Consider the following 23,726-nt stretch of genomic DNA (forward strand, 5'->3'; position numbering starts at 1 on the left):
CGCTGGGCTGCGCAGCAGCCCCAAGCCAATCACCGCGGTGTGTCAGATACTCCCCAGCAGCCTTTTTGGGGCCGCTGCGCAGCCCAGCGGGAGCAAGCTCCCTCGCCACGGGAGCAAGCTCCCTCGCCACGGGAGCCGCGCTCAAGTTCCCATCGACGTCCATCCAAATGAAGCTTTCATGACAAAAGTTCGGTAGCACATCGCCATTCCCGTCAAGCCTGTGTGACGTGTTCGAGGGGACCTGCAAGGTCGTTTGGAACCGGGGCAGGCAGCCGGGAGTGAGGCGATGGGAACTATGGAACGTTATTCGAAAGTGGGCATGCAGGAGCTTGACCAGCGGTTGTCGAAGATCGTCGAGGCGGCGCGCAAGCAGCCGGTCTCGGTGTATCGCTACGGCGCACCGTGGGTCTGGATCGTTTCCCAGGATGACTGGCAGGGCGCACTCAAGGAAGTGTCCAGCTACATCCCGCAAGGCCATTCACTGGTGTTGCTGCGTCCGCAAATCGACGACCTGCTGGACGACCACCGCGACGTGCTGCAAGGCCTCACCGCAAGCGCCGAGATGCTGATCGCACCGCAGACCGTCATGCACATCCTTTTACTGCAACTGCTCTATTCGGTGCCCAGCGAGCAGCAACTCTACGAACAACTCAATTACAACCTGCTGTTCCGTTGGTTCGTCGGCCTGGACCTGAACCAGAAGGTCTGGCGCTTCGACGTTTTGAGCAAAGACCTCGCCACGCTGTTGGGCGATGCGCGGGCGGTGAGGCTCATCCAGAAAATAATCGGTGAAGTGTTCTGCGGTGCCTTGCTGCAAATGCCGGAGTTCTCCTTGAATTTCGCGCTGCTGCACACCTGGCTGGCGCGGCACGCCACGACATCGACTGCAAGCAATTGAGCGGTACTTTGAATTCAGGGGGTGGTGTGGAGCATTTCTTCAAATCGCGGCCAGCGCTGTGGGGCTGGTTGGTGTTGACGGTCGGGGGGCCGTCGGCGTTCGCCGCGCAAGCGCAGCAGGAAGTCGAATCGGCCCCGGCTCGCCTGGTGGACGTGAACGAGTATTTCGTGCGTGGCAACACCGTGCTCGATGCCCGGGCCATCGAGGAGGCGGTGTACCCGTTCCTCGGCCCGCAAAAGGCCTTGAGCGATATCGAAGGTGCCCGGGAGGCGCTGCAGAAGGCCTATCAGGCGCGCGGTTATCAATCGGTGTTCGTCGAGTTGCCGGAGCAGAAAGTCGAAGACGGCATCGTCTACCTGCAGGTCAGCGAGACCAAAGTCGGCCGAGTCCGCGTGGTGGGTGCCAAGCATTATTCGCCCGTGGAGATCCGCGAGGACGTGCCCGCGCTCAAGGAAGGCGAGGTGCCCGATTTCGCCCAGGTCCAGACCGAGTTGGCGCAGTTGAACAAGACCCCGGGGCGCCAGGTCATGCCGTTGGTGCGCGAGGGCCAGCGGCCCGGCACCATGGATGTGGACTTGCAGGTCGAGGATCAGAACCCGTGGCAAGCCAGCCTGGGGCTCAATAACGATTACAGCGCCGACACCGAGAAGCTGCGCACAGTCGCCAGCCTGGGCTACAACAACCTTTGGCAATTGGGTCACAGCCTCTCGCTGACCTTCTTCACCGCGCCCCAGGACACCGAAAACGCCAAGGTCTGGTCGGGCTCCTATACCGCACCGCTGGACGAGCACTGGAGTGTGCAGTTCTCCGGTTACCAGTCCGACAGCAACGTGGCGACCATCGGCGGCAGCAACGTCTTGGGCAGGGGCCATTCGTACGGTGTCTCGGCGATCTACACCTTGGCGTCCAGCGCCGCCTGGGCCAATACGTTTTCCATTGGCGTGGATTTCAAAGACTTTGAGGAAGAGCTGAATCTGGGCGGCGCCAGCGACAAAGTACCGCTCAAGTACGCGCCGTTCACCTTCGCCTACAACGGCTTTCGCTACACCGAAAACAGCCAGTTGGGCCTTGGCCTGAGCCTGGTGGCGGGCACCCGCAGCCTGTTGGGCTATGGCAGTTCCGACGAAGACTTCGACTACAAGCGCTACCGCGCCAGCCCCAGTTTTGCCGTGCTCAAGGGTGACGGCAATTACACCTTCACCTTCGCCAACGACTGGCAGACCGCGTCCAAAGCCGCGTTCCAGCTGGCGTCCGGGCCGCTGGTTTCCAACGAACAATTCTCTGCCGGTGGCGCGACATCGGTTCGCGGTTATCTGGCCGCCGAGCGTACCGGGGATGACGGCTACCTGCTGTCCCAGGAGTTGCGTACACCTTCCATTGCCAAGTTCCTCGGCAGTTATGTCCAGGAGTGGCGGTTCTACGCCTTCGCCGAAGGCGCGCAGTTGTACTTGCGCGACGAACTGCCCGATCAGGACGCGGATTACAGCCTGGCCAGTGTCGGCCTCGGCACTCGCGCGAGCCTGGGCAAATGGCTGTCCGGCAGCCTCGATTGGGGCTACCCGCTGCTCGAAGGGCCGAACACCTCGAAACAGGAATCGCGCCTGCATTTCAACCTGCAAGCGACGTTTTGAACCTAGGAGTCATGTCCATGCAACGCTTATTGTTATCCCTGTTTATCTGCCTGGGGCTGGTGCTTCCAGCCACGGCCAATGCTTGGTGGCAGGACGACTGGCACTACCGCAAACAGATTTCCGTGGACACCACGCCCCAAGGCGCGGCGATCAGCCAGGCCCTGGGCCGCACCGCATTGCTGGTACGCCTGCACACCGGCAACTTCACCTTCGACGGTGTCAAGGATGATGGCTCGGACCTGCGTTTTGTCAGTGCCGATGACAAGACCGTGCTCAATCACCAGATCGAAAGCTTCGACCCGTTGATGGGGATGGCCTTGATCTGGGTCGATGTACCGAACGTGGAGGGTGGCCAGCGTCAGGATCTGTGGATGTACTACGGCAACCAGAAGGCACCGGCCACCGGCAGCGGCCAATTGACCTTCGACCCGGATTACACCGCTCTTTACCACTTCGATGGCACCACCGGTGTACCGCCCCGGGATGCCACGGCGTATGGCAACAATGCCCAGGGTGCCGCTGGAACCAGCATCGATGGCGTGATCGGTCGTGCCTTGCAATTCAACGGTCAGCCGCTGCTGTTGCCGGCCAGCCCTTCATTGCAGCACAGCGCCGGCGCGGCGTTCACATTCAGCGCCTGGCTGCGCCAGGATCAGGCCAGCGGTGAGCAGGTGATCCTGGCCCGCCGTGAGGCCGCCGCCAGCCTGTTGGTGGGGGTGAACCAGGGTGTGCCATTCCTGGACATTGACGGTCAGCGTGCCGTCTCGACTCAACCGTTGAACCCCGGCCAATGGCAACACCTGGCGTTGACCGCCTCGGGCGACCGGGTCGTGCTGTACGTCAACGGTCGTGAAACCGCGAGCCTGGCGGTGGCGATGCCGGCGTTCAATTCGCCGATGGCCCTGGGGGCCGATCTTTCTACGGGGCTTGCCTCCGACCCTTCAACTGATCTTCCCACCGGGGCTTTTGTGCCGTTCAGCGGGGCCATGGACGAGGTGCGGCTGTCCAAGGTCGCCCGTGCGGCGCCGCTGCTGTTGGCTGATGCCAATGCCCAGGGCGCTGAATCGAAACTGGTGGCCTATGGTGTCGATGAAGAGCAGTCCGGTTTCGGTTTCGGCAGCCTGGGTTTCCTGCTCAACGCTGTGCCGCTGGACGCCTGGGTGATCATCGCGGTGCTGGTGCTGATGATGTTCCAGTCGTGGGTCATCATGATCCGCAAGAACCGCATGGTCAGCCGCCTCAGTGCCGCCAACGAAGCCTTCCGTGAGCAGTTCGCCACGATCGGCACGCGCCTGGAAATGTTCGCCGACGATCAGGACCTCGCCCAGCGCCTGCAACATTCGTCCCTGTGGCGGTTGTACCTGGTGGCGGTCAAGGAGATCCGCACCCGTCGCGAGCAGGGCGCCGATACCTCGTCGGTGTCGGCCGCCACCATCGAAGCGATCCGCTGCTCCATGGACGGTGTGCGCACCCGGGAAAACCAGCAACTGAGCTCGAAACTCTCGACCTTGTCCAACGCCATCGCCGGCGGGCCGTACATCGGCCTGCTCGGCACGGTGCTGGGGATCATGGTGGTGTTCCTCGGCACGGCCATGGCCGGTGACGTGAACATCAACGCCATTGCCCCGGGCATGGCCGCAGCCTTGCTCGCCACTGCCATGGGCTTGTTCGTCGCGATCCCTGCGCTGTTTGGCTACAACCGGCTGATCACCCGCAACAAGGAAGTCAGCGCCGACATGCGGGTGTTCGTCGACGAGTTCATCACGCGCCTGGCGGAGATGCACGGCGAAGGTCAGTCCGGTGAAGCGGCGCATCGCCGTGACCATCACGTTCAATCGCCCGTACCGGCCTGAGGAGCGCAGTCATGGCTAGCGTAAACGCTTCACACGATGACGACGATGACGCCGCAGTGGACAGCATCAACATCACGCCGTTGGTGGACGTGCTCATGGTGGTGTTGGTGATGTTCATCCTCACCGCTACGGCGCAGGTGTCGGGTATTCAGATCAACCTGCCCAAGGCCAGCGCCTCGGTGTCGTTGTCCGAAGCCAAGACCAAGGCCATTTCGGTGAACGACGGCGGGCAGGTGTTCCTTGATGCCTACCCGGTGACCCTGGGCGAGCTGGAGGAGCGTCTGCGTATCGAAAAAGCCCAGAGCCCGGATTTTCCGGTGATCGTGCGCGGCGACGCCACGGTGCAGTACCAGAAAGTCATCGAAGTGCTGGATCTGTTGCGGCGCCTGGAACTGTCACAGGTCGGTCTCGTGACCGGCAAACCGAGCCAGGGCTGACCATGACCGCCAAACTTCCCATCAACCCGCCCCCGGTGAAGAACGCGCCGCTGCGCCTGTTCAAGTGGGCCGCCGCCCTGGTGCTGGGTGGCGTGGTGGCCTGGCTGCTGTGGCAATGGGCCAACGACATGAGTGGCGTGCGCCGTGAAGCGCCAAAGGTGCCAACCATTATTCCGCTGCCACCGCCGCCCCCGCCGCCGCCGGAAAAACCCAAGGAGCCGGAGCCCCAGGTCGAGGAGAAAGTGCTCGAGCCAGAACCGACCCCGGAACCCGAGGAGATCAAGCCCGAAGAAGAAGCGCCGCCGTCACCGGTGGATGACCTGGAGAACCCCATGCAAATGGACGGTGATGCCCAGGCCGGCAACGACGCGTTCAACATCGGTGCGGGCAAGGGCGGTGGCATGGCCGGGGCTGGAGGTGGACGGCTGGGTAACGGCACCTACAGCCAGTTCCTGGCGTTCACCTTCCAGCGCCTGCTTCGGGAAAACCCCGAGCTGCGCAGCCTGGCCTTCTCACTGCAGGCCGACGTCTGGCTGAGCGCCGTGGGCGAGATCACCCGGGTCGAGCTGGTCAAGTCCAGCGGCAACGGGCAAGTGGATGAACAAGTCATCACCGCCTTGCGCACCGCTCCCCCTCTGAGTGAACGGCCACCGGCCTCCCTGACTTTGCCCGTGCGCCTGTCCTTGCAGGGACGGCGTCCGGGTTAACCGAATATTTGAAAGTTTGCCAACAGGAGTTGTGTGCAGATGATTTCCAATGTGAATCGATTGTCTTGGGCAATCGGCCTGGTTGTATTGAGCCTGGCCGGGCACGCGGCGGCCGCCCCGGCGCCGTCGGAAAACGCCACGATCAATCTGATCCGCCTGCTGGTACAGCAGGGCGTGTTGAAGCAGGACCAGGCCGATGGCTTGATCGCCCAGGCCGAACGGGAAGCCGTGCAGGCCCGCCAGGCGGCCACGGCGGTCGTCGCAACACCGGCCGGCGCACCGGGGGATGTGCGGGTGCAATACGTGCCAAACATCGTGCGCGAGCAGATTCGCGATCAGGTCAAGGCTGAAGTCATGGCCACCGCCAAGCAGGAAAACTGGGCCCAGCCCAACACCTTTCCGGATTGGGTCTCGCGGATCAGTTTTGATGGCGACATTCGTCTGCGCGATGAGTCACGCTACTACTCGGGTACCAACAGCAACGAAATCGTCGACTTCGCCCGGCTCAATGACCGAGGACCGTACGACGTCAACCCCAACAGCAGCTCCAGTCTGCCGCCGTTGCTCAACACTCGCGAAGACCGGGAAAACCTGTTCCGCCTGCGCGCACGCCTGGGCATGAAGGCGGTGATCGCTGCGCAATGGACCGCCGGCATTCGCATCGGCACCGGCTCGGACAACAACCCGGTGTCCACCACCCAGACCCTGGGCGGCGGCTTCGGCAAGAAGGACATCTGGCTCGACCAGGGTTACCTGACCTGGAAACCCTCGGACGACTTGACCCTGACCGGCGGGCGAATCGCCAATCCGTTTTACTCCACCGACCTGTTGTATTCCGGTGACCTGAACTTCGACGGCGTGGCGGCGATTTTCAACCGCAAGCTCAATCAGGACTGGGGCCTGTTCGGCACCGTCGGTGCGTTCCCGGTGGAGTACACCAACGACACCAGCACCAGCAACGGTTCCGACAAAGAGGAGAGCGACAACAAGTGGTTGTACGGGGCGCAGCTGGGGGCCAATTGGGCGATCAACGACAGCAACCGCGTCAAGGGCGCGCTGGCCTATTACCGCTTCGACGATATCGAAGGCCAGCGCTCCTCGCCGTGCGAGCCGTGGGCCGGTGACCCGGGTTGCGACAGCGATGGCTCGCGCGTGGCGTTCATGCAGAAGGGCAACACGGTGTTCCTGCTACGGGACATCACGCCCAATCCTCTCAACCCGTCCACCACGCCACAGCCGCAGTATGTCGGCCTGGCCTCGGAGTTCAACCTGCTGGACCTGAATCTGCAGTGGGACACCGATCTGCCGCAAGACCTGAAACTGCGCAGCCAGGCCAACTACGTGCATAACCTGGGCTACGACGAAGGCGAGATGCGCAAGCGCTCCGAAGGGCAGTTCGCCAATAACCTGGACGAAAACGGTGAGGTGGAAAGCGGCGCCAACGCCTGGATGCTCCAGTTCACCTTGGGCAACTCACTGGAACTCAAGCGCCAGGGCGACTGGAACCTGTTCGCCGGCTACAAGTACATCCAGCCGGATGCCTTGCCGGACGGTTTCAACGATTCGTCGTTTCACCTGGGTGGCACCAATGCCAAAGGTTACTTCCTGGGCGGCAACTACGGTCTGGCGAGCAACGTCTTCGCCACCGGTCGCTGGCTGAGTTCCGAAGCGGTGTACGGCGCGCCGTATGACATCGATGTCTTGCAGCTTGAAATCAACACGCGCTTCTAAGCGCAGGGAGGCCTCATGAAAAGGCGAGCCATGAACCATTGTCCGGTAGCGTTGCTGGTGCTGGGCCTGCTGTTAAGCGGCACGGCCCACGGCGAAGGAATGGAAGAACGCCTGCGGGCGCAATTGCGCAGCACCACCGCGCAGTTGCAAACCTTGCAGAGTGAACAGGCCCAGGCCAGCGCCGCCCGGCAGGCGGCGCAAGACCAGGCCCGGCAAGCCCAGGAGCAGATCAAGCAATTGACCGCGCAGTTGAGCAAGGCCCAGGCCCTGAACGAGCAATTGGCCGGGCACGAGCAGAGCCTGCGCAGCCAGGCCCAGGCCCAGGTGGCGGCCAGCAACGATCAGATCGGCAAGTTCAAGAAAGCCTATGACGAATTGCTGGTCCTGGCCCGTGGCAAGGAAGCCGAACGTGCTCGTCTGGAAGCTCAACTGAGTGAGCGTGACACACAAGTGCAGCAATGTTCGGTCAAGAATCAGCAGATGTACGAAGTCGCCAAGACGCTGCTCCACGCCTACGAAACCATTGACGTCACCGACGTCATGAAAATCCGCCAGCCCTTCGCCGCCAAGACCCGGGTGCGTTTCGAAGAGCTGGCCCAGGGCTTTGGCGATGACCTCTACAAGAACCGTTTCGATGCGCCCCAGGCCTCGATCACCCATTGATAGCGCAAGGAAGAGTCGACCATGACTTCATTGATTGAACACGTCAGCCCAACGTCCCTGACCGAGCTGTTGCAAGCCGCCGGCTACCGGGTCAACGAAACGGAACAGAACGGCATCGTGCAACTGCTTAGCGCCAGCCAGGGCATCGGTTATGCGGTGCGCTTCGGCAACCTGTCGGCCGCGCCTGATCAGTATCTGGACTTCACCTTCAGTTGCGCCTTGCGGGTACAGGGTGAGTTGCCGGCCGGTCTGGCCGAGCTATGGAACGCTTCGCGGCGTTTTGCAAGGTTGTCGGTGCAGGGCGAGTTCCTGGTGATGGAAATGGATGTCGTGGTCGCCGCAGGTGTCAGCGCAGATCACTTGCGCAGCAACCTGGAATTGTGGGATCGCCTGTTGCAGGAATTCATCGTTTATCTGCGCGAGTACAGCCAGAACGCGGCACGGATGCAGCCCCAGGTTGAACCCGCCGAGCCGCCGTTGGAGGAGGCCACCGCATCGTGAAAAAACCGACTTTTGTTATCAGCGCCGCCGCGTTGGGCCTGGTCGCCGTGGCTGTTGTGCTTGGCCTGAGGCCGGGCAGCGATCCGGTAGCGGCGGTGCAGACCGTCACAGTTGCCTCGGCCGATTCGCCGAGTCTGGCCCGCTTGGGCAACCAGCAAGTCAGCCCGCAAGAACTCAAAGTGTTGTTGTCAGCTCTGGCGCCGGAAGTTCGTCAGCAGATGCTCGGCAACCGAGCGGTCCTGGAGGGTTGGATCCGTACGCGGCTGGCGGAAAAAGCCGTGCTGGAACAGGCCGATGCCCAGGGCTGGCGTCAGCGCCCGGAGGTGGAACGCCAGACCCGGGCGGCGGCTGAGCAGATCGTGTTTCGTGATTACTTGCAGTCGGTTAGTCAGGTGCCGGCCGAGTATCCCAGTGAGGAGGAATTGCAGCAGGCTTACGAGGCAGGGAAAGCCAACTGGGCAGTGCCGGCGCTGTACCGGGTCAGCCAGATATTCCTGGCCGCGACCGAGCCGCAAACAATGGAGGCGACGCGCCGCAGAGCCGTCGAGTTGAGCCAGAAAGCCCAGGCGTCGCCCGCAGAGTTCGCCGCCCTGGCGACCCGGTTTTCCCAGGATCGCACCAGTGCCGAGCGCGGTGGCGACAGTGGCCTGCAACCGTTGCAGCAATTGGTGCCGCCAGTGCGTGAGGCGGTGGCGCGTTTGAAGCTCGGCGCCGTATCGGACCCGGTGCAGAGCGCGGCGGGCTTCCATGTGATCAAACTCACTGAACAACAGCCGCCCCGGGAAGCAACCCTGGAGGAAGTACGCGAGCGCCTGACCCAGGCCTTGCGTGCCCAGCGCCAGGAACAGATTGCCAAGGCTTACCTGGACGGCATGCTTGACACCGCGACCCTGAGTATTGATGGCGCGCAGTTGAGCAAGGTGCTGGAGGAGGCGCGCTAGCCAAGCCCGCACCAAGCTTTTGTGGCGAGGGAGCTTGCTCCCGCTGGGCTGCGAAGCGGCCCCAAAAAGCTATATCCAGATTCCCGCTGGAGGACCGCGGCAACCTCATTGGGGCTGCTGCGCAGCCCAGCGGGAGCAAGCTCCCTCGCCACGGGAGGTGTGCTTGGCTGGAATGTGCATCAACGCTTATCCCGTACAACCGACAGGGAGTCACCTATGTCATTCATCGAGCCCGCAGGACGCCAGGCTGTCACCGAGTATCGCTCACCGTCGCGCATCGCTGAGCCCTGGCTGGTCCAGGCATCCGGCATTTCGCCTCAGGTGGCGCAGTGTTTTTTGGTCAGTGCTCGTTGCGGCTGTTTCATGCAGGCGGCTCGCAGCCTGAACGTCAAAGCGACCTGGCTGCGCAAGCAGTTGGCGCAGCTGGAGGCGACGCTGCAACGCTCGTTGTTCAGTTTCCAGGGCAGCGCCTTGACCCTCAGTCGCGAGGGCCGGCAGCTACAGGCGCGATTGATTGCACAGGTCCACGAAAGCTCAGTGCCGCACAATGATCAACCACGGGTCCGCCTGGCCGTGGCCGAGTCGATTCTGCACGACATCCTGGGCCGTGACCTGATCTCTTTGCTGCGGCGCAACGCCAGTGTGCGGTTGCAGATTATCACCCTGGACAGTGAGCTGGCGCTGCAAGCCATCAGTGCCGACCTGGTGCTGTGGTTGAGTGATTCGCACGCCTTGGGACCGGGGCCGAGTTTCCCCACACAATCACCCGAACGACTGGCACGGCTGGACTATGTGCCACACATCGCCAAGCGCTACTCACGCCCGGCTACCCGCCCCGAGTGCCTGGACGACCTGAGCGACTACATGCTTGTGCAATGGCAGCCAGACGGTCAGGTGGACAGCTTCGCGCCGTGGAACGCTCTGATGGAGCAACGCCGCGCGGGCGTGGTGCAGGTGCAATCCTACGCGTTGATGCTGGAAATGATTCGTTGCAGCGCCTGCATCGGTCTGTTGCCTCAGTACATGAGTGGCTTGGACCGTGGCCTGATCGCGTTGCCGAAGGTATTCGAGCACCCGATGCAGCGTCAGTTATGGATGGCCGTGGGCAGTCACGCCCTGGACATGCCGCAAGTGCAGATGCTTGTCGAATTGATTCGGCACACGCTGGATGAGCGCAAAGAGTGGTTTCAAGTCATCCAGAACGATGCCCTATAACCACCGGGGTGTTGTAAAGAACGAGGCCATTTCCGAGCGGGCCAGGGCCGAGCCGAAGTAGGGGCCTTGTACGTGGTCGCAGGCCACGCTGCGCAATTGGCTGAATTGCCGGGCGTTTTCGATGCCTTCGGCGGTGACCATGAGACCCACGCTGCGGCTGAGTCGGATCATCGCCAGCACGCCTTCGCGATCGTGTTCCAGGCCCAGCTGTGACAGGATGTTGCGATCAAAGCGTATGCCATCGAACGGTTGGTTCAGTACCTCGCGAAGGGAGGCGATGCTGGTGCCGAACTTGTCGATATTGATGCGCACGCCCAGGTCCTTGAGCGCATGAAGGGTACTGGCGACCGCTTTGTGGTCGATCAGCAGAACCCCTTCGGCCACTTCCAGGGTCAGGCGCTGGGGGACCAGGCCACTTGTCTCAAGGGCCGTTCGCACCTGATTGAGCAAGAAGCTGCTGCTGAACCACTTGGGCGAAACCGCGACGGAAACGTTGACAGCGGTGGGCCAGGTCACTGCTTCTTCGCAGACGTTGATCAACATCCAGGTTCCCAGCTCTTCCAGTTGGCCAGACGCTTCGGCGATCGGGATGAAGTCCGCTCCACCCAGTTCACCTTTCTCGGGATGGTGCCAGAAAGTCTGGGCCTCGAAGCCGTGCAGTTGTTCGGCGCACACATCGAAGCGAGGCAAGTAACGCAGCTCCAGTTGTTCGCGTTGCATGGCGTCGCGCAGTTGCTGCTCATAGCGCCGACGGTCGCGAGCCATGTTGCCCATGGCCTCCTCATAGACCCGCCAGGTGTTGCGGCCCGCCGCCTTGGCCGCATACAAAGCGATGTCCGCGTGACGCAACAATTCAGTGGCGCGCTCGTCACCGGGTTGCGACCAGGCCACACCGATGCTCACGCCCAGGTACAAGGTGTTGCCGTCCAGGTGCATAGGGCGCTGCATGCAATCGATCAGGCGCTCACAGAGTTGTTCCAGGTCCCGGGGACTGCCGGGATCGGGCATGACGATGACAAACTCATCACCGCCCAGACGGGCCACCAGGTCGGAACTGCGCACGTTCTGCTGAAGGATATGGGCCACTTCCCGCAACACTTTGTCGCCTACGGCATGCCCCAGGGAATCGTTGACCGGCTTGAACCGGTCCATGTCCAGGTTCAGCACCGCCAGCGGTGCCCCGTCGGCCGGGTCCAGGTGTTCGCTGAGGCAATCGAACAAGCGGTTTCGATTGGCCAGCCCGGTCAGCGGGTCGTGCAGCGAGAGGTGCTTGATCTGGGCCAGCGCCCGCAGCTCCTCGGTAATGTCGGTGGCGGTGCCCCGAAAGCCCAAGGTGCCGGCTTCGATGGCGCGGACCGAAAGTTTGCACGTGCGGATACGCTGATTGCGCGCGGTGTACTCGCATAACAACGGGGCCGACGAATCGCTGTTGGCCCCGCCGAGCAGCCATTGGGCAATCGAAATCGAGCCACCGTGGGGATGGAGCAACCGATGCAGGGGCTTGCCCAGCCATTGTGTGGGGTTGAAGCCGGTCACTTGTTCAAAACGTTCCGACAGGTAGGTCAGCGTCCCGGTCGAATCCACTTCCCATAACCAGTCGGAGGACACTTCGGCAATATCCCGAAAACGTTCTTCGCTACGTTCCAGTGCCTTGCGGTGGGCCAACAGGCTGGCGTATTGACGTTCCTGGGCGCGAAGCATGACCAGGGCATGGCGCAGCACTGCCAGCGCGAGGATGGCCAACACCAGCAGCGCCAGGACCAGCAAGGGCAGCAGGGCCTTGCGCAGGTCGTTGCCGGGGGTCTCCGGACGCCACGCCAAAGCCTCGCCGGTCTGGCCGTCAAGGGATATCCGGGCCGTGTCCATCTGCTCCGGCGCATGGGTGATGTGGGCATCCGGCAGGGCAAAGTCTCGCGCCAGGTTTTGCAAAGAGGCGGCATCAAGGACTTTCACGAACAGCAGCAAACTGGGCGGCCCCGGGATTTCGGGCACGCTGTCGTCGGTGCCGACAGTGAGGGCCGAGGCGGCGACGAACGCAGGTGCGCCGTCGTGATGCAGCAGCTCGACGATGACTTCATCGCGGTTCTGCGGGTCGCTGGCTTTCTTCGCCAGCCCTTGCAGGTCACCTGCCAGCCACGTGTCGGCGTCGACCTCACTCATATCGCCATTGATCACCGAATAGACGGTTTTGCCGGTCGGGGAAATGACAAACACCGCCTGGTAGCCGTAGAGCCCGAAAACGCTGCTGCCGACGTTTTCCTGGTCATAGGCCCAGTCTTTGTCCATTTCGACATGCAGATGCCGGTAGGCGTCGCTCCACTTGGAATAGTCACTCAGGTCCCGCCCGATGCCGGCGCGGATACCGTCGATGGCGCGCTGGGCGAAAAACAGGCTCTGTTCACGGGCGCGCCTATCCTGGGCCCCGGTAATGCTGAGCAACAGTGCGATAGCCAGTGCTGACATGACGAACAGCAAAAGCATGATGGCCGGGAAGGTGCGACGGGTGAAGCTCTGGCTGGGCAGGCCTGGGGGCGAAACAGTGGAGTCGTTGCCAGCATCTTCAGTCATAAACAAGCCATCAGCTAAACGCGAAATATCCCGCACGTCCCTGTATCGGCTGTCGGCTCAATTAACTTAACCGTTCCGACAGTTGACACGGCGCAGAGGCGCTTGGCTATTGGCCTTCAGGCAAAACGGTCGTCGCAGAGGCCTGGCTCATTCCTTGTCCTGGCGATTCCCCGGCAGCTGTTTGGCGATCTGCACAACGATGCCGCGCTCGTTCGGATCGACCGGCCACGCGCGCATGGGCGTGTATCCCAGTGTGTAGCAGGGCGGCCTGGATACATTTGCTTGTTTTCACCTCGGCTGGCGACACAGCCCGGATACACATCGACGGTTAACTACGCCTGCCAGCCGACACCGATCCCCGGTGCTGGTGACTGGCGTATTTGATCTTTCGAGGAACACCCCCATGCTCAACTTCTCCAGCAGTTCGTCTCTTGCACTCGGTCTGGCCCTGGTCGGCGGCCTTGGCCTTTCCACCGCAGCCTCGGCCCTGACCATGAACGATCTGGCCCAGGGCTACACCCTGGCGGCGGCCGATACGGTGAAGAAACCCGCTGAGGGCAAGTGCGGCGAAGATAAATTCGCCAAGACCGATACCAACCACGACGGCAAGGTTTCACGCGAGGAGTTCATTGCGGCGGCGCCGGAGCGCGCGGCTGAATACGACAAGATCGACGCCAACCATGATGGCGGCATCTCGTTGCCTGAGGCCGAGAAATACCTGGCGGGCCAGGCCAAGAGCGCCGAAGGCAAATGCGGCGAGGGCAAGTGCGGGGCGGCTATCGAGTCCTGACTTTCACCGGTGGGAAGCCTGACGGGGCAGGCGCCAGTGATGCCCTGTCGAGCGAACAACTGTGGCCAGGGAGCCGCTCCCTGGCCACAGGGTTTGGTTTTTACAGACTGATTGGCAATCGCCCTTCATGGCTTCCCATCTCTTACCCCAAGGAGATGTGCCATGCCTCAACATTCAGGCCTGAAAGGCCCCGCCGTAAAGGTCACCCCCTCAATTACCAAACCCTCAGTAGGCCTGGGTCTGCGCCGCGCCTTGCTCGATGAACTGCGCGAGGCCCCCGCTGGGGATTTCGACTTTCTCGAAGTGGCCCCGGAGAACTGGATCGGCATTGGCGGCGCTCACGGCGCCGCTTTGCATGGGCTGGCCGAACGCTATCCGTTGTCGTGTCATGGCCTGTCGCTGTCTTTGGGCGGACCGGCGCCGCTGGACCTGGCGTTTCTGGCGCAGGTGCGCGACTTCCTGGAGCGCTTCAATGTACCGATGTACAGCGAGCATCTGAGTTACTGCGGCGATGAAGGGCACTTGTATGACTTGCTGCCGTTGCCCTTTACCGAGGAAGCGGTGCATCACGTAGCGGCACGGATTCGGCAGGCCCAGGACGTACTGGGGCGGCGCCTGGCCGTGGAGAACGTTTCCTATTACGCCGCCCCGCAGCAAGACATGACGGAGCTGGAATTCACCCGCGCGGTATTGCACGAAGCCGATTGCGACCTGCTGCTGGACGTCAACAATGTTTATGTCAACTCGGTCAATCACGGCTTCGATCCCCAGGCATTCCTGGCCGGTCTTGAGCCTGAGCGGGTAGTGGGCATGCACGTGGCCGGGCACTACGACGAGTCCGACACCTTGAAAATCGACAGCCATGGCGCGCCGGTCAAACCGCTGGTCTGGGCTTTGCTGGCTCAGGCCTACGCGCGTTTCGGCGTCCAGCCGACCTTGCTCGAGCGGGACTTCAATTTCCCGCCCTACGCCGCGCTGGCCGCCGAACTGCAGACTATTCGCCGATTGCAGCATCAGGCCGAGCCGGGGCAGGCGGTGGCCCATGGCTGAAATCATGCAGACACTGCAGCAACAGCAACAGGCGTTGACCCGCTACCTGCGCGATCCTGATCACTGTCCGATTCCGCCGGGCATGGACGTGGCTCGGGCGCAGGTGTATCGCGAGCTGATTTTCGAGAACATGCGCGCGTTGCTCAGCGGCACATTCCCGGTACTGGTGAGTGTGCTGGGTCAGGAGGCGTGGCGGGCCTGCGTACGCCGTTTCTTGCGTGAGCATCGTTGCCTCGCCCCCCGGTTCGCAGACATTTCCGGGGAGTTCGTGGGGTATCTCGCGGCCCGGCAGTCGCCTGACGAGCCGGCGTTCATGGCCGAGCTGGCTCACTACGAGTGGGTCGAAATGGCGCTGCTGCAAGCGCAAGCCGAGTCGCTGCCGGCCAGTGACGAGGCAGCATTGCTCGATCGGCCTTTGCGTGTATCACCTTTGGCCTGGCCGCTGGCGTACCTTTGGCCGGTGCATCACTTGGCGCCGGGCCACCAGCCCACGACGCCACCGCCGCAACCGACGCTGCTGCTGGTGCGGCGAACGCCTGGGTTTGCGGTGCGCTTTTCCGAGCTCAGTCCGTTGGCCTGGCGGCTGTTGCAGCGTATCGAGCAGTTTCCCGGGTTGGCTGGGCGCGATCAGTTGTTGGCGCTGGCGCGGGAGGCGGGGGTGGATTCAAACGAATTCATGGATAACGCGGTGATGTTGTTGCGCCAGATGCACAGGGAAGGGGTGGTCGGCGTGCAGGCGCAATCCGGCGGTTAAGCGCAGAACCTCCTTGTGGGAGCGAGCCTGCTCGCGATAGCGGTATTCCAGCCAACTTCGATGTGACTGGTCCACCGCCATCGCGAGCAAGCTCGCTCCCACAGGGATATGTATCAGGCAATGTTATCGGCGGTATCCCCGAGTGAGCAGCGCATCGACACTCAACTTCCCGGCCCCCTGCAACAGCAGCGGCAACAACGCCACCAGATAGATCAACGGCAGTTTGAAGTTGCCGTGGCCTTTGTTGGTGATGGCGTACCCCTGGGCCAGTTCACTCAAGGTTGACCAATCCGCCGGCCAGTGCACGGCGGCGGTGGCGACGACCGTGACGACCATCAACACCAGCGCCGAAAGGCGAGTGCCCAGGCCCATCAGCAGGGCGAGGGCGCAGAGCAGTTCGGCCCACATCGACAGTTCCCAGTTCCAACTGGCCGGCAAGTGGTTGAAGGGGAAGGGGAACGCGGCCTGGATTTGGGCAAACCAGTTGTCGCCCTGCCATTTCTCCCAACCGGATTCGAAAAACTCCCAGGCCAGGAACAGGCGCAGGCCCAATGGCCCGAGCCACGTTCCGGTCTGATCGAGTGTTGTGCGCAGGCCTTTCAAAACATCTGCAGACATGATCGATCTCCCAGGGGCTCAATTCGAGTGGTCAGTGGCAACCAGAGGGGCGGCTGCGCGGCCCGACGGGGATGAACTCCTTCGGCGCGCGTTGGCCTGGGCGAGCTTGCCCACCAGACGAATCGCGATGGCGGCGCAGGTCAGGCCGAAGGGCAGCACGTACCAGGCACTCATGGGAATGCGCTTGAAGTTGGAGTAGGCAAAGATCGCCACCAGCACCCACATGCCGCTGACGTGCAGGCGTTTCCAGGTTTTGCCGCCAATCAGGCGCGCGGTGCTTTTGAAGGAGGTCAGGGCCAGCAGCAGGATGAACACGTATCCGACGGAGCCGGGGATATTGCCAACGGTGGTGCGACCCGGCCAGAACTCGGGGTTGAGCTGCCCATAGCTGTAGATCAGCACGGCGTGCACCAGATGGGAAAATGCGAAGGCCAAACCGATGAAACGTCGCTCGCGGACCAGGGACCGGCTCAGGGGCGACGGCACCAGCACGGCGAACGCCGAGGCGGTAAAGGCCAGCAGAAACAAGGCGAAGGATGAGCGGGCTGTGGCGCGAATGGCGCTGCGCACGCCCTCGGTCAGGTCCGGGTTGAGCGCCAGGGTCAGTGCGGTCATCAACAGCACCAGGGCGGCAAGCAGGCTGAACAGCGACCAGCCCTGGAAACGAAACGTGGAAGCAGGCATGAGAAGGCTCCTTGGGTGTGGGGCCCGATCTTGAATAGCGACCGGGAACACGAGGGAGTTTTTCAAACGGGTGTAAGTGGGGTGTGTCTGGAATTCGGGCGTTTGCAAGCCTGTGTAACCGTGCCTGTGGCGGACACATTGGCATACAAAGCCCGAGTACATTAAAGCCTGGGGCTGAACCTTTGTGGGAGCGAGCCTGCTCGCGATAGCAGTGGTGCAGCTTGCACAGATGTCGGCTATACCGACGCCATCGCGAGCAGGCTCGCTCCCACAGGTGGATCGGGGTTAAATTTCCCGGCTGAGCCGCAACTCTGCACACAACCCGCCGCCGTCACGATTGCTCAAGGTCAGCGAACCGCCCATGGCGATCGCCAGTTGCTGGGCGATGGCCAGCCCTAACCCGGTGCCACCGGTTTCCCGGTTGCGCGAGCTTTCCACCCGGTAGAACGGTTTGAGCACCTCGGCCAGCTCCTGCTCATTGATGCCGGGGCCACGGTCCAGCACTTGAATCGCCAGTTGTCCGCTGTCAGTGCGCTGCACCTGGATCTGCGCCGCGCCGCCGAACTTCAAGGCGTTGTCCACCAGGTTGACCAGCACCCGGCGCAGGGCATGGGGCCGGGTGTCGATGACCGCGGCGTTTTTCCCGGATAGCTGCACGTCCTGGCCGATGTCCTGATAGTCGAACACCAGGCTGTCGAGAAACGCATCCAGGTTGATGCGACAGCTGGCTTCGGTGGCGCCATGGATGCTGCGGGCATAGGCCACACCTTCGCGCACCAAGTGCTCCATTTCGCTCAGGTCGCTACACAGCTTGTCCTTTTCGATGCCGTCGTCCATGAACTCGGCGCGCAGCTTCATGCGCGTGATGGGGGTTTGCAAGTCATGGGAAATCGCCGCCAGCAACTGCATGCGCTCCTTGAGGTAGGCGGCGATACGGTCCTGCATGGCATTGAACGCCTTGGCGGCATGCACCACTTCGGTCGGGCCTTTTTCGTCGAGGCGGACGCTGTGGGCATTCGGGTCCAGGGTTTCCACCGCCTGGGCCAGTCGGGTCAGCGGACTGACGGCGATGCGCACGGCCAGCCAGGTGCAGCCGATCAACAGCGCCAGTTGCCCCAGCAACACCACCGGGAGCCAGGGGGAGAGGGGCATCATCGCCGGGCGCACGTCGATGGTCAGCGGGCTGCCGTCGGCCAGGCGCAGGTGCGCCTGGTAGTGCTGCTTGGGTCCGGGAATGTCGGTGAACGTCAGGGCGTAGGCCTGACCGATCGCCTCCTGGATTGAAGTCACCGACACCGGGGCGTTGTCAGGAAGCATTCGCTGGCCTGGCTGACCTTCATCGAGCAGGTAGCCATAGTTGCGTCGGGCGAGTTTCGGCAGCCAGGCCTGGCGCTCGGCAGCCGGCAGGCGGTCGAGAATGGCGACCGAGGTCGAGACGTCGGTTTCCAGGTTGCCGAGCATGGTGGTCTTGGCACTCTGGTAGCGCTCGTAGTACTGGGCGCCGAACGACAGGCCCTGGGCCAGGATCAGGCCGATCAGGAAGATCAGCGACAGGCGCGAGGCGAGGGTGCGCGGCCAGCGCAGCGGCAGGGTCATACCGACGCCTCAAGGATCTCCACCGGCAACGAGAACACATAGCCTTCGCTGCGCACGGTCTTGATGTAGGCCGGCTCCCGGGCATCATCCAGCAACCGTTGACGCAGGCGGCTGACCAGCAGATCGATGGAACGATCGAACAGATCGGCGTCCCGGCCCTGGGTCAGGTTCAGCAACTGATCGCGATTGAGCACCCGCTGCGGGTGGTCGAGGAACACCCGCAACAGGCGATATTCGGCGCCGCTCAAGGCGACCATGGTGCCGTCAGTGTCCAGCAGGTGCCGTGCAGTGGTGTCCAGGCGCCAGCGGCCGAACGCCAGCAGGCGACCGCTTTCGGTGACCACCAGGTTGGGCGGCAGCATGCGGGTACGCCGTAGCACCGCGTTGATCCGCGCCAGTAACTCCCGGGCGGCGAAGGGTTTGACCAGGTAATCGTCGGCGCCCATTTCCAGGCCGATGATGCGGTCGGTTTCATCGTTGCGGGCGGTGAGCATCAGCACCGGTGTGGCCTTGTGTTTGCCTGCGCGCAGTTCCCGGCACAGCACCAGGCCATCATCGCCCGGCATCATGATGTCCAGCACGATCAGGTCCACCGGGGTCGTTTCCAGAAAGGCACGCATCTGCCGGCCATCGGCAACCACGGTGGTACGCAGGCCGTTCTTTTTCAGGTAGTTGCCCACCAGTTCTCTGATTTCGCGATCGTCATCCACGATCAACACATGATCGACGTGATCCATGGTGTTCTGCCCCTTGGCGTTTCGTTGTGATCAGTCTACAGGCGCCGGCCAGCCCGGCTCGCGGCGGTTTGTATTGCAGTGTATCTGGCGCGCGGCGGATACACAGGGATTCAAAAAGCCGCGTTGCCCGATACAGACGCGATACCTCACGGGCATTCAATGGCATCCATCGAGGCGGCACAACACGCCCCGGCCGAAAAACACACCCATTGAATGCATCGAGGATACCGCCATGAACACCAAAGCCGTCTACGCCGCCTGCCTTTTCGCCGCGCTGAACATCTGCACCTTGTCGGCTCGGGCCGAGAGTCACGTCCAGGCTCAGACCTACGCCTATGGCACCCACCTGGATATCCAGAAGGTCCTGTCCCTCAGCGAAGATCCGACCCCGGCCTGCGGCGTGGTGAATGCCCGCATGACCTACCTCGACTCAGCGGGCCACAAGCAGGCGCTGGACTATCGCAAGCTGGCTGACAACTGCAGCAACCAGAACTGACTCGCCGTGGCAGCCAACCTGTGGCAGTAAATCTGTGGGAGCAAAGCTTGCTCGCGATGCAGGCGCCTCGATTCCTGGCAATACCGCGTCATCGTTTATCGCGAGCAAGCTTTGCTCCCACAGAGGCGCCGCCCGATTTGGTGTGTTCAGTCTATCTACCTACCGTTGAGGTGTTGCCATGCTTTTGATCGCTTTTCTGGGCGGGATCCTGACGATCCTCAGTCCCTGCATCCTTCCGGTGGTGCCGTTTCTGTTTGCCCGGGCCAATCGCTCGCGGGGCTCGGTACTGCTGACGCTGGCCGGCATGGTGCTGACGTTTGCCCTGGTTTCGAGTCTGGCGGTGGTCAGCAGCGAGTGGGTGGTGCGAGCCAGCAGCGTTGGCCGGCAAATCGCTCTGTGGGTGATGGTGCTGTTCGCCTTGTCGCTGATGTTCAGCCGGGTTGGTATATGGCTGGCGCGGCCGCTGGTGAGCCTGGGCAACCGTATCGATAACGGCGCCGGACGGATGGCCGGGCCTGTGGGCTCGGTGCTGATCGGGGTCGCCACCGGGCTGCTCTGGGCGCCGTGCGCGGGGCCGATACTCGGGGTGATTCTGACCGGGGCCATGCTGCAAGGCGCGAGCGCTGAAACCAGTCTGCTGCTGCTCGCTTACGGGCTGGGCAGTGCCTTGTCGCTGGGTGTGCTGATCCTGGCCGGGCGCGGATTGGCCGACCGCCTCAAGCTGTCATTGCCGATCACCACCTGGCTGCGCCGGGGTACCGGTGTCGTGGTATTGCTGGCAGCCGTGGCGATTGGCACGGGTGCCGATGATCGCCTGTTGGCCAGTACCTCCTCCCAAGGGGCTGCGACCCTGGAGCAGGGGGTACTGAAGAATGTGCCCAAGGCCATCGATTACCTGGTCGAAAAGGCGAGCGCGGCCCCCCTGGAATCGCTTCAGCCTCAGGGCGAGATGCCATCCCTGGAGGGCGCCGTGCAATGGTTGAACTCGCCACCCTTGAGCAGCGAGTCACTGCGGGGCAAGGTGGTGCTGGTGGATTTCTGGACTTATGACTGCATCAACTGCCAGCGCACGCTGCCCTATGTGAACGATTGGGCGCGCAAGTACGAGAAGGAGGGGCTGGTGGTGATCGGCGTGCACACACCTGAGTACGGCTACGAGAAAATCATCGACAACGTGCGCGAGCAGGTTCGCAAGCTGGGGATCAACTACCCGGTGGCCATCGATAACCAATATGCAATCTGGCGCGCTTTCAACAATCAGTACTGGCCAGCCCACTACTTCATCGATGCCAAGGGTCAGGTGCGCTACAGCCACTTTGGCGAAGGGCGGTATGCCGAGCAGGAACGGGTGATTGAGCAATTGTTGGAGGAAGCCAAGGCCAGCCAGTAACCCGTGGCAAGGGAGCTTGCTTGTGGCGAAGGGATCTGTGGGAGCAAGGCTTGCCCGCGATAGCTGCACCGCGGTCGAACAATTGAACCGCGTTATCGTTCATCGCGGGCAAGCCTTGCTCCCACAGATGAATCCCTCCCTACTAGGAATTGCGTAGCCGTGCTGGCCCCTTGCTCTTTCCAAGGTTGTCAAACTTCTTTTATTTCAGAAAGTTGGGCGACAAACCTATGCGGATTTCTATGTGGGTCGTGGTGACGTGTCTCTTGGTCGCCGTTTCGCTTGAGGCTCAGGCAAAGGCCCTGACGAAAAACCAGCAGTCGGTGTGCCGTTGGGGTTCGGACATTGCCGCCGGCGCCCAGGCGTCGAAGCTTTCCGGGATCACCTTGTACGGCGCGCGTAAAAGGTTGCAGGTGCGCAAGTTTCCCCGGCCGTGGATGCGCATGACCGCTCTGGGCATCACCGAACAGACCTATAACAGCGCTTCACGTCTCAAGCCCGCGGCCATCAAGCAGACCTACTACGAACAGTGCGTGCGGCATGCGCTGGCGCGAAGATAAGCGTTGGTTCACGCCGGGCTTCTGCCGGGCATTTCGATGCCATGCAGGTGAACCCTTCGATACAGGGTCGCTCGGGAAATGCCCAGCGCCCGTGCAGCGGCGGTGGGCTTCCAGCGATGCCGCACCAGCGCATCGAGCAGCATCTGACGCTCCGGGCTGGCGCTGGGTTGTGGTGCGTCCATAGGCGCTTGTGTGCAGTGCAATGACTCGGGCAGGTGACTGAGCTGGATCACACTCGCCTCGCTCACCGCGCAGGCGTAGCGCAGCACATGGCGCAACTGGCGGATATTGCCCGGCCAGTGATAACCGAGCAGGCATTCCAGGGCTGCGCCGCTCAATTGCGCCATCCCCCCGCACTGCGCCGATTCCTCCTCAAGGATGCGGTTGATCAACGCCAGCCGATCACTGCGCTCACGCAGCGGCGGCAGTTGGAAGCGGGCGCCGCCCAGGCGAAAGTACAGATCCTCGCGAAACCCGCCAGCGGCGACCAATGTCTCCAGGTCCCGGTGGGTGGCGCAGATCACCTGAATGTCCACGGCCCTGCGCCGTGACGCCCCCAGTGGCGCCACTTCACCTTCGGCCAATACTCTTAGCAGGCGCGTTTGCAAAGCCAGCGGCATGTCACCGATTTCATCCAGAAACAGTGTGCCGCCATCGGCTTGTTGCAGCAGGCCCTGCATACCTTTGGCCGAGGCCCCGGTGAAGGCCCCGGCAACGTAGCCGAACAACTCGCTTTCGATCAGGCTTTCGGGAATCGCCGCGCAGTTCAATGCCACGAACGGCCGGTCACGACGCTGGCTGGCCTGATGCAGTTGGCGGGCAAATACCTCCTTGCCAGAGCCGGTTTCGCCTTGGATCAGCACCGGCAAGTTGCGATCCTTGACCCGTACCGCCAGACGCAGGCTGTCGGCCAATCGAGGATCCAGCTCAACCGGGGCCATGGCAACCCGGGGGCGCGGATTGGCCCGCTGTCGCGGCGCGCTCAAGCGACCATGCAAAGGCGACTCGATGCCGGGACTGGACAGCGGATAAAGACGCTCGTCGCGGGCACGGTGCAGCAGTTGGTGGTCGAACACCTGGCTGATGTGCTGCGGCAGTTGGCCGTAGTGTTGCAGCAGGTACTGGCGGGCTGCGGGGTTCAGGGCTTGCAGGCAACCGTCGTCGTCCCAGGCGAACAGCAAGTCTGGCTGGCTGTCGACGTAGCCGGCGTTGCGATGGGCCCGCAGCACCCAGTAGCCCTGGGCGCTGCTCATGAAAAACGCCTGTTCGATTTCCCGAGCGCTCTGGACCACCATCTGCCGGATCAGGTGCTGTGAGCGTCGATCATCCGGTGAACGCACCGCCGAGACATCCAGAACCCCGAGCAACTGCCCTTGCGGGTCGAAAACCGGCGCGGCGGAGCAGGTCAGGCCGATGAACGCCGCCCGGAAATGATCGCGCTTGTGCACCGTCACCGGGGCTTTGGCCGTGAGCACCGCCGCCACGCCGCAGGTGCCTTCTTCCCCCTCCGACCAGCAGGTGCCCAAGTACAGCCCGGCCTTGCGGCAGTCATTGCGAATGGTGGTTTCCACCCGGTAATCGATGGTCTGGCCCTGGGCATCGGTGAGCAGCACGCAGTAGTCGGCATCCCGCACCCGACCATGCAGCCGGGCGACTTCTTCGCTGGCGATATTAAGGAACAGTTCCGAGCGCTCGCGGCATTGCTTGAGCACGTCCTGGGACAGGATGCGCGGGCCCTGCAGCGAACCGGGGTCCAGATGATGTTGCTCCATGGAGCGACGCCAGGAGTCGAGGATCAGGTCCGGGACGGGCAGCTGTGGCAGTTGCGCCGCGTTTTTCAGTACGCGGCTGACGCAATCCACATGCGCCCGGGAGTGAGCGGAAAGCATACGGGCCTCCGTTTCAGCTT

At 62.5% G+C, this 23,726-nt stretch carries 22 protein-coding genes; 16 read left to right on the top strand and 6 right to left on the bottom strand.

The annotated features are described in order from the left end of the window. Positions 1-295: 295 nt before the first annotated feature. From PSH91_RS11490 to PSH91_RS11535, 10 genes are all read left to right on the top strand, one after another. Positions 296-898 carry a transposase gene (locus PSH91_RS11490; RefSeq protein WP_047228943.1) on the top strand — a complete coding sequence of 201 codons (603 nt, stop codon included), beginning with the start codon at positions 296-298 and terminating at the stop codon, positions 896-898. Between the two features lie 74 nt (positions 899-972). Next, positions 973-2,529 (top strand): ShlB/FhaC/HecB family hemolysin secretion/activation protein, encoded by a 1,557-nt coding sequence (locus PSH91_RS11495; RefSeq protein WP_370695192.1) that lies wholly within the window; start codon positions 973-975, stop codon positions 2,527-2,529. Between the two features lie 17 nt (positions 2,530-2,546). Continuing rightward, positions 2,547-4,382: a DUF2341 domain-containing protein gene (locus PSH91_RS11500; protein ID WP_047228945.1), complete on the top strand. Its 1,836-nt coding sequence runs from the start codon at positions 2,547-2,549 to the stop codon at positions 4,380-4,382. An 11-nt stretch (positions 4,383-4,393) separates the two neighbouring features. Continuing rightward, a complete protein-coding gene (locus PSH91_RS11505) occupies positions 4,394-4,819 on the top strand; it encodes a biopolymer transporter ExbD (protein ID WP_047228946.1) in 426 nt (141 codons plus the stop codon). 2 nt (positions 4,820-4,821) lie between these two features. Then, positions 4,822-5,526 carry an energy transducer TonB gene (locus PSH91_RS11510; protein ID WP_305468239.1) on the top strand — a complete coding sequence of 235 codons (705 nt, stop codon included), beginning with the start codon at positions 4,822-4,824 and terminating at the stop codon, positions 5,524-5,526. Between the two features lie 39 nt (positions 5,527-5,565). Continuing rightward, on the top strand, positions 5,566-7,257 hold the full coding sequence (locus PSH91_RS11515; protein ID WP_305468240.1) for a putative porin: 1,692 nt from the start codon (positions 5,566-5,568) through the stop codon (positions 7,255-7,257). A 15-nt stretch (positions 7,258-7,272) separates the two neighbouring features. Then, entirely contained in the window at positions 7,273-7,920 is a 648-nt protein-coding gene (locus PSH91_RS11520) for a hypothetical protein (RefSeq protein ID WP_047228949.1), read from the top strand. Between the two features lie 21 nt (positions 7,921-7,941). Further along, positions 7,942-8,421, top strand: a complete 480-nt coding sequence (locus tag PSH91_RS11525; protein WP_076385216.1) for a YbjN domain-containing protein — start codon at positions 7,942-7,944, stop codon at positions 8,419-8,421. Next, positions 8,418-9,362, top strand: a complete 945-nt coding sequence (locus PSH91_RS11530) for a peptidylprolyl isomerase (protein ID WP_107321680.1) — start codon at positions 8,418-8,420, stop codon at positions 9,360-9,362. The genes PSH91_RS11525 and PSH91_RS11530 overlap by 4 nt, the downstream gene beginning before the upstream one ends. A gap of 216 nt (positions 9,363-9,578) precedes the next feature. Continuing rightward, on the top strand, positions 9,579-10,577 hold the full coding sequence (locus tag PSH91_RS11535) for a LysR family transcriptional regulator (RefSeq protein WP_305468242.1): 999 nt from the start codon (positions 9,579-9,581) through the stop codon (positions 10,575-10,577). Here PSH91_RS11535 and PSH91_RS11540 read toward each other — a convergent pair. Continuing rightward, a complete protein-coding gene (locus tag PSH91_RS11540; protein WP_281459310.1) occupies positions 10,572-13,145 on the bottom strand; it encodes an EAL domain-containing protein in 2,574 nt (857 codons plus the stop codon). The genes PSH91_RS11535 and PSH91_RS11540 overlap by 6 nt on opposite strands. Positions 13,146-13,548: 403 nt before the next feature. On the opposite strand from PSH91_RS11540, the gene PSH91_RS11545 reads away from it, so the two are divergent. The 3 genes from PSH91_RS11545 to PSH91_RS11555 all read left to right on the top strand — a co-directional run bounded on the left by PSH91_RS11545 (position 13,549) and on the right by PSH91_RS11555 (position 15,739). Beyond that, positions 13,549-13,935, top strand: coding sequence for an EF-hand domain-containing protein (locus PSH91_RS11545; protein ID WP_047228954.1), 387 nt, complete (start codon positions 13,549-13,551; stop codon positions 13,933-13,935). A gap of 162 nt (positions 13,936-14,097) precedes the next feature. Next, on the top strand, positions 14,098-14,985 hold the full coding sequence (locus PSH91_RS11550; RefSeq protein WP_305468245.1) for a DUF692 domain-containing protein: 888 nt from the start codon (positions 14,098-14,100) through the stop codon (positions 14,983-14,985). Next, positions 14,978-15,739, top strand: coding sequence for a DUF2063 domain-containing protein (locus PSH91_RS11555; RefSeq protein ID WP_305468246.1), 762 nt, complete (start codon positions 14,978-14,980; stop codon positions 15,737-15,739). Before PSH91_RS11550 ends, PSH91_RS11555 begins: the two co-directional genes overlap by 8 nt. Positions 15,740-15,862: 123 nt before the next feature. Here PSH91_RS11555 and PSH91_RS11560 read toward each other — a convergent pair whose 3' ends face one another. From PSH91_RS11560 to PSH91_RS11575, 4 genes are all read right to left on the bottom strand, one after another. Further along, on the bottom strand, positions 15,863-16,357 hold the full coding sequence (locus PSH91_RS11560; protein ID WP_047228956.1) for a DoxX family protein: 495 nt from the start codon (positions 16,355-16,357) through the stop codon (positions 15,863-15,865). Between the two features lie 18 nt (positions 16,358-16,375). After that, the gene (locus PSH91_RS11565; protein WP_047228957.1) at positions 16,376-17,041 is read right to left on the bottom strand and encodes a ferric reductase-like transmembrane domain-containing protein; all 666 of its coding nucleotides are present in this window, start codon (positions 17,039-17,041) and stop codon (positions 16,376-16,378) included. A gap of 285 nt (positions 17,042-17,326) precedes the next feature. Further along, a complete protein-coding gene (locus tag PSH91_RS11570; RefSeq protein ID WP_305468248.1) occupies positions 17,327-18,637 on the bottom strand; it encodes an ATP-binding protein in 1,311 nt (436 codons plus the stop codon). Next, positions 18,634-19,374, bottom strand: coding sequence for a response regulator (locus PSH91_RS11575; RefSeq protein WP_003202589.1), 741 nt, complete (start codon positions 19,372-19,374; stop codon positions 18,634-18,636). The genes PSH91_RS11570 and PSH91_RS11575 overlap by 4 nt, the downstream gene beginning before the upstream one ends. Positions 19,375-19,606: 232 nt before the next feature. Here PSH91_RS11575 and PSH91_RS11580 point away from each other — a divergent pair, with 232 nt between their 5' ends. The 3 genes from PSH91_RS11580 to PSH91_RS11590 all read left to right on the top strand — a co-directional run bounded on the left by PSH91_RS11580 (position 19,607) and on the right by PSH91_RS11590 (position 21,817). Continuing rightward, complete coding sequence (locus PSH91_RS11580) at positions 19,607-19,870, top strand: DUF2790 domain-containing protein (protein WP_047228959.1); 264 nt, start codon at positions 19,607-19,609, stop codon at positions 19,868-19,870. Between the two features lie 178 nt (positions 19,871-20,048). Continuing rightward, entirely contained in the window at positions 20,049-21,260 is a 1,212-nt protein-coding gene (locus PSH91_RS11585) for a cytochrome c biogenesis protein DipZ (RefSeq protein WP_047228960.1), read from the top strand. A gap of 227 nt (positions 21,261-21,487) precedes the next feature. Next, positions 21,488-21,817 carry a hypothetical protein gene (locus tag PSH91_RS11590; RefSeq protein WP_047229012.1) on the top strand — a complete coding sequence of 110 codons (330 nt, stop codon included), beginning with the start codon at positions 21,488-21,490 and terminating at the stop codon, positions 21,815-21,817. Positions 21,818-21,825: 8 nt separating this feature from the next. On the opposite strand, the gene PSH91_RS11595 is transcribed toward PSH91_RS11590, so the two are convergent. Beyond that, a complete protein-coding gene (locus PSH91_RS11595) occupies positions 21,826-23,706 on the bottom strand; it encodes a sigma-54-dependent Fis family transcriptional regulator (protein WP_305468251.1) in 1,881 nt (626 codons plus the stop codon). Between the last annotated feature and the right edge of the window lie 20 nt (positions 23,707-23,726).

The sequence above is a fragment of the Pseudomonas sp. FP1154 genome, assembly GCF_030687245.1.
GTDB classification, from domain to species: domain Bacteria; phylum Pseudomonadota; class Gammaproteobacteria; order Pseudomonadales; family Pseudomonadaceae; genus Aquipseudomonas; species Aquipseudomonas rhizophila.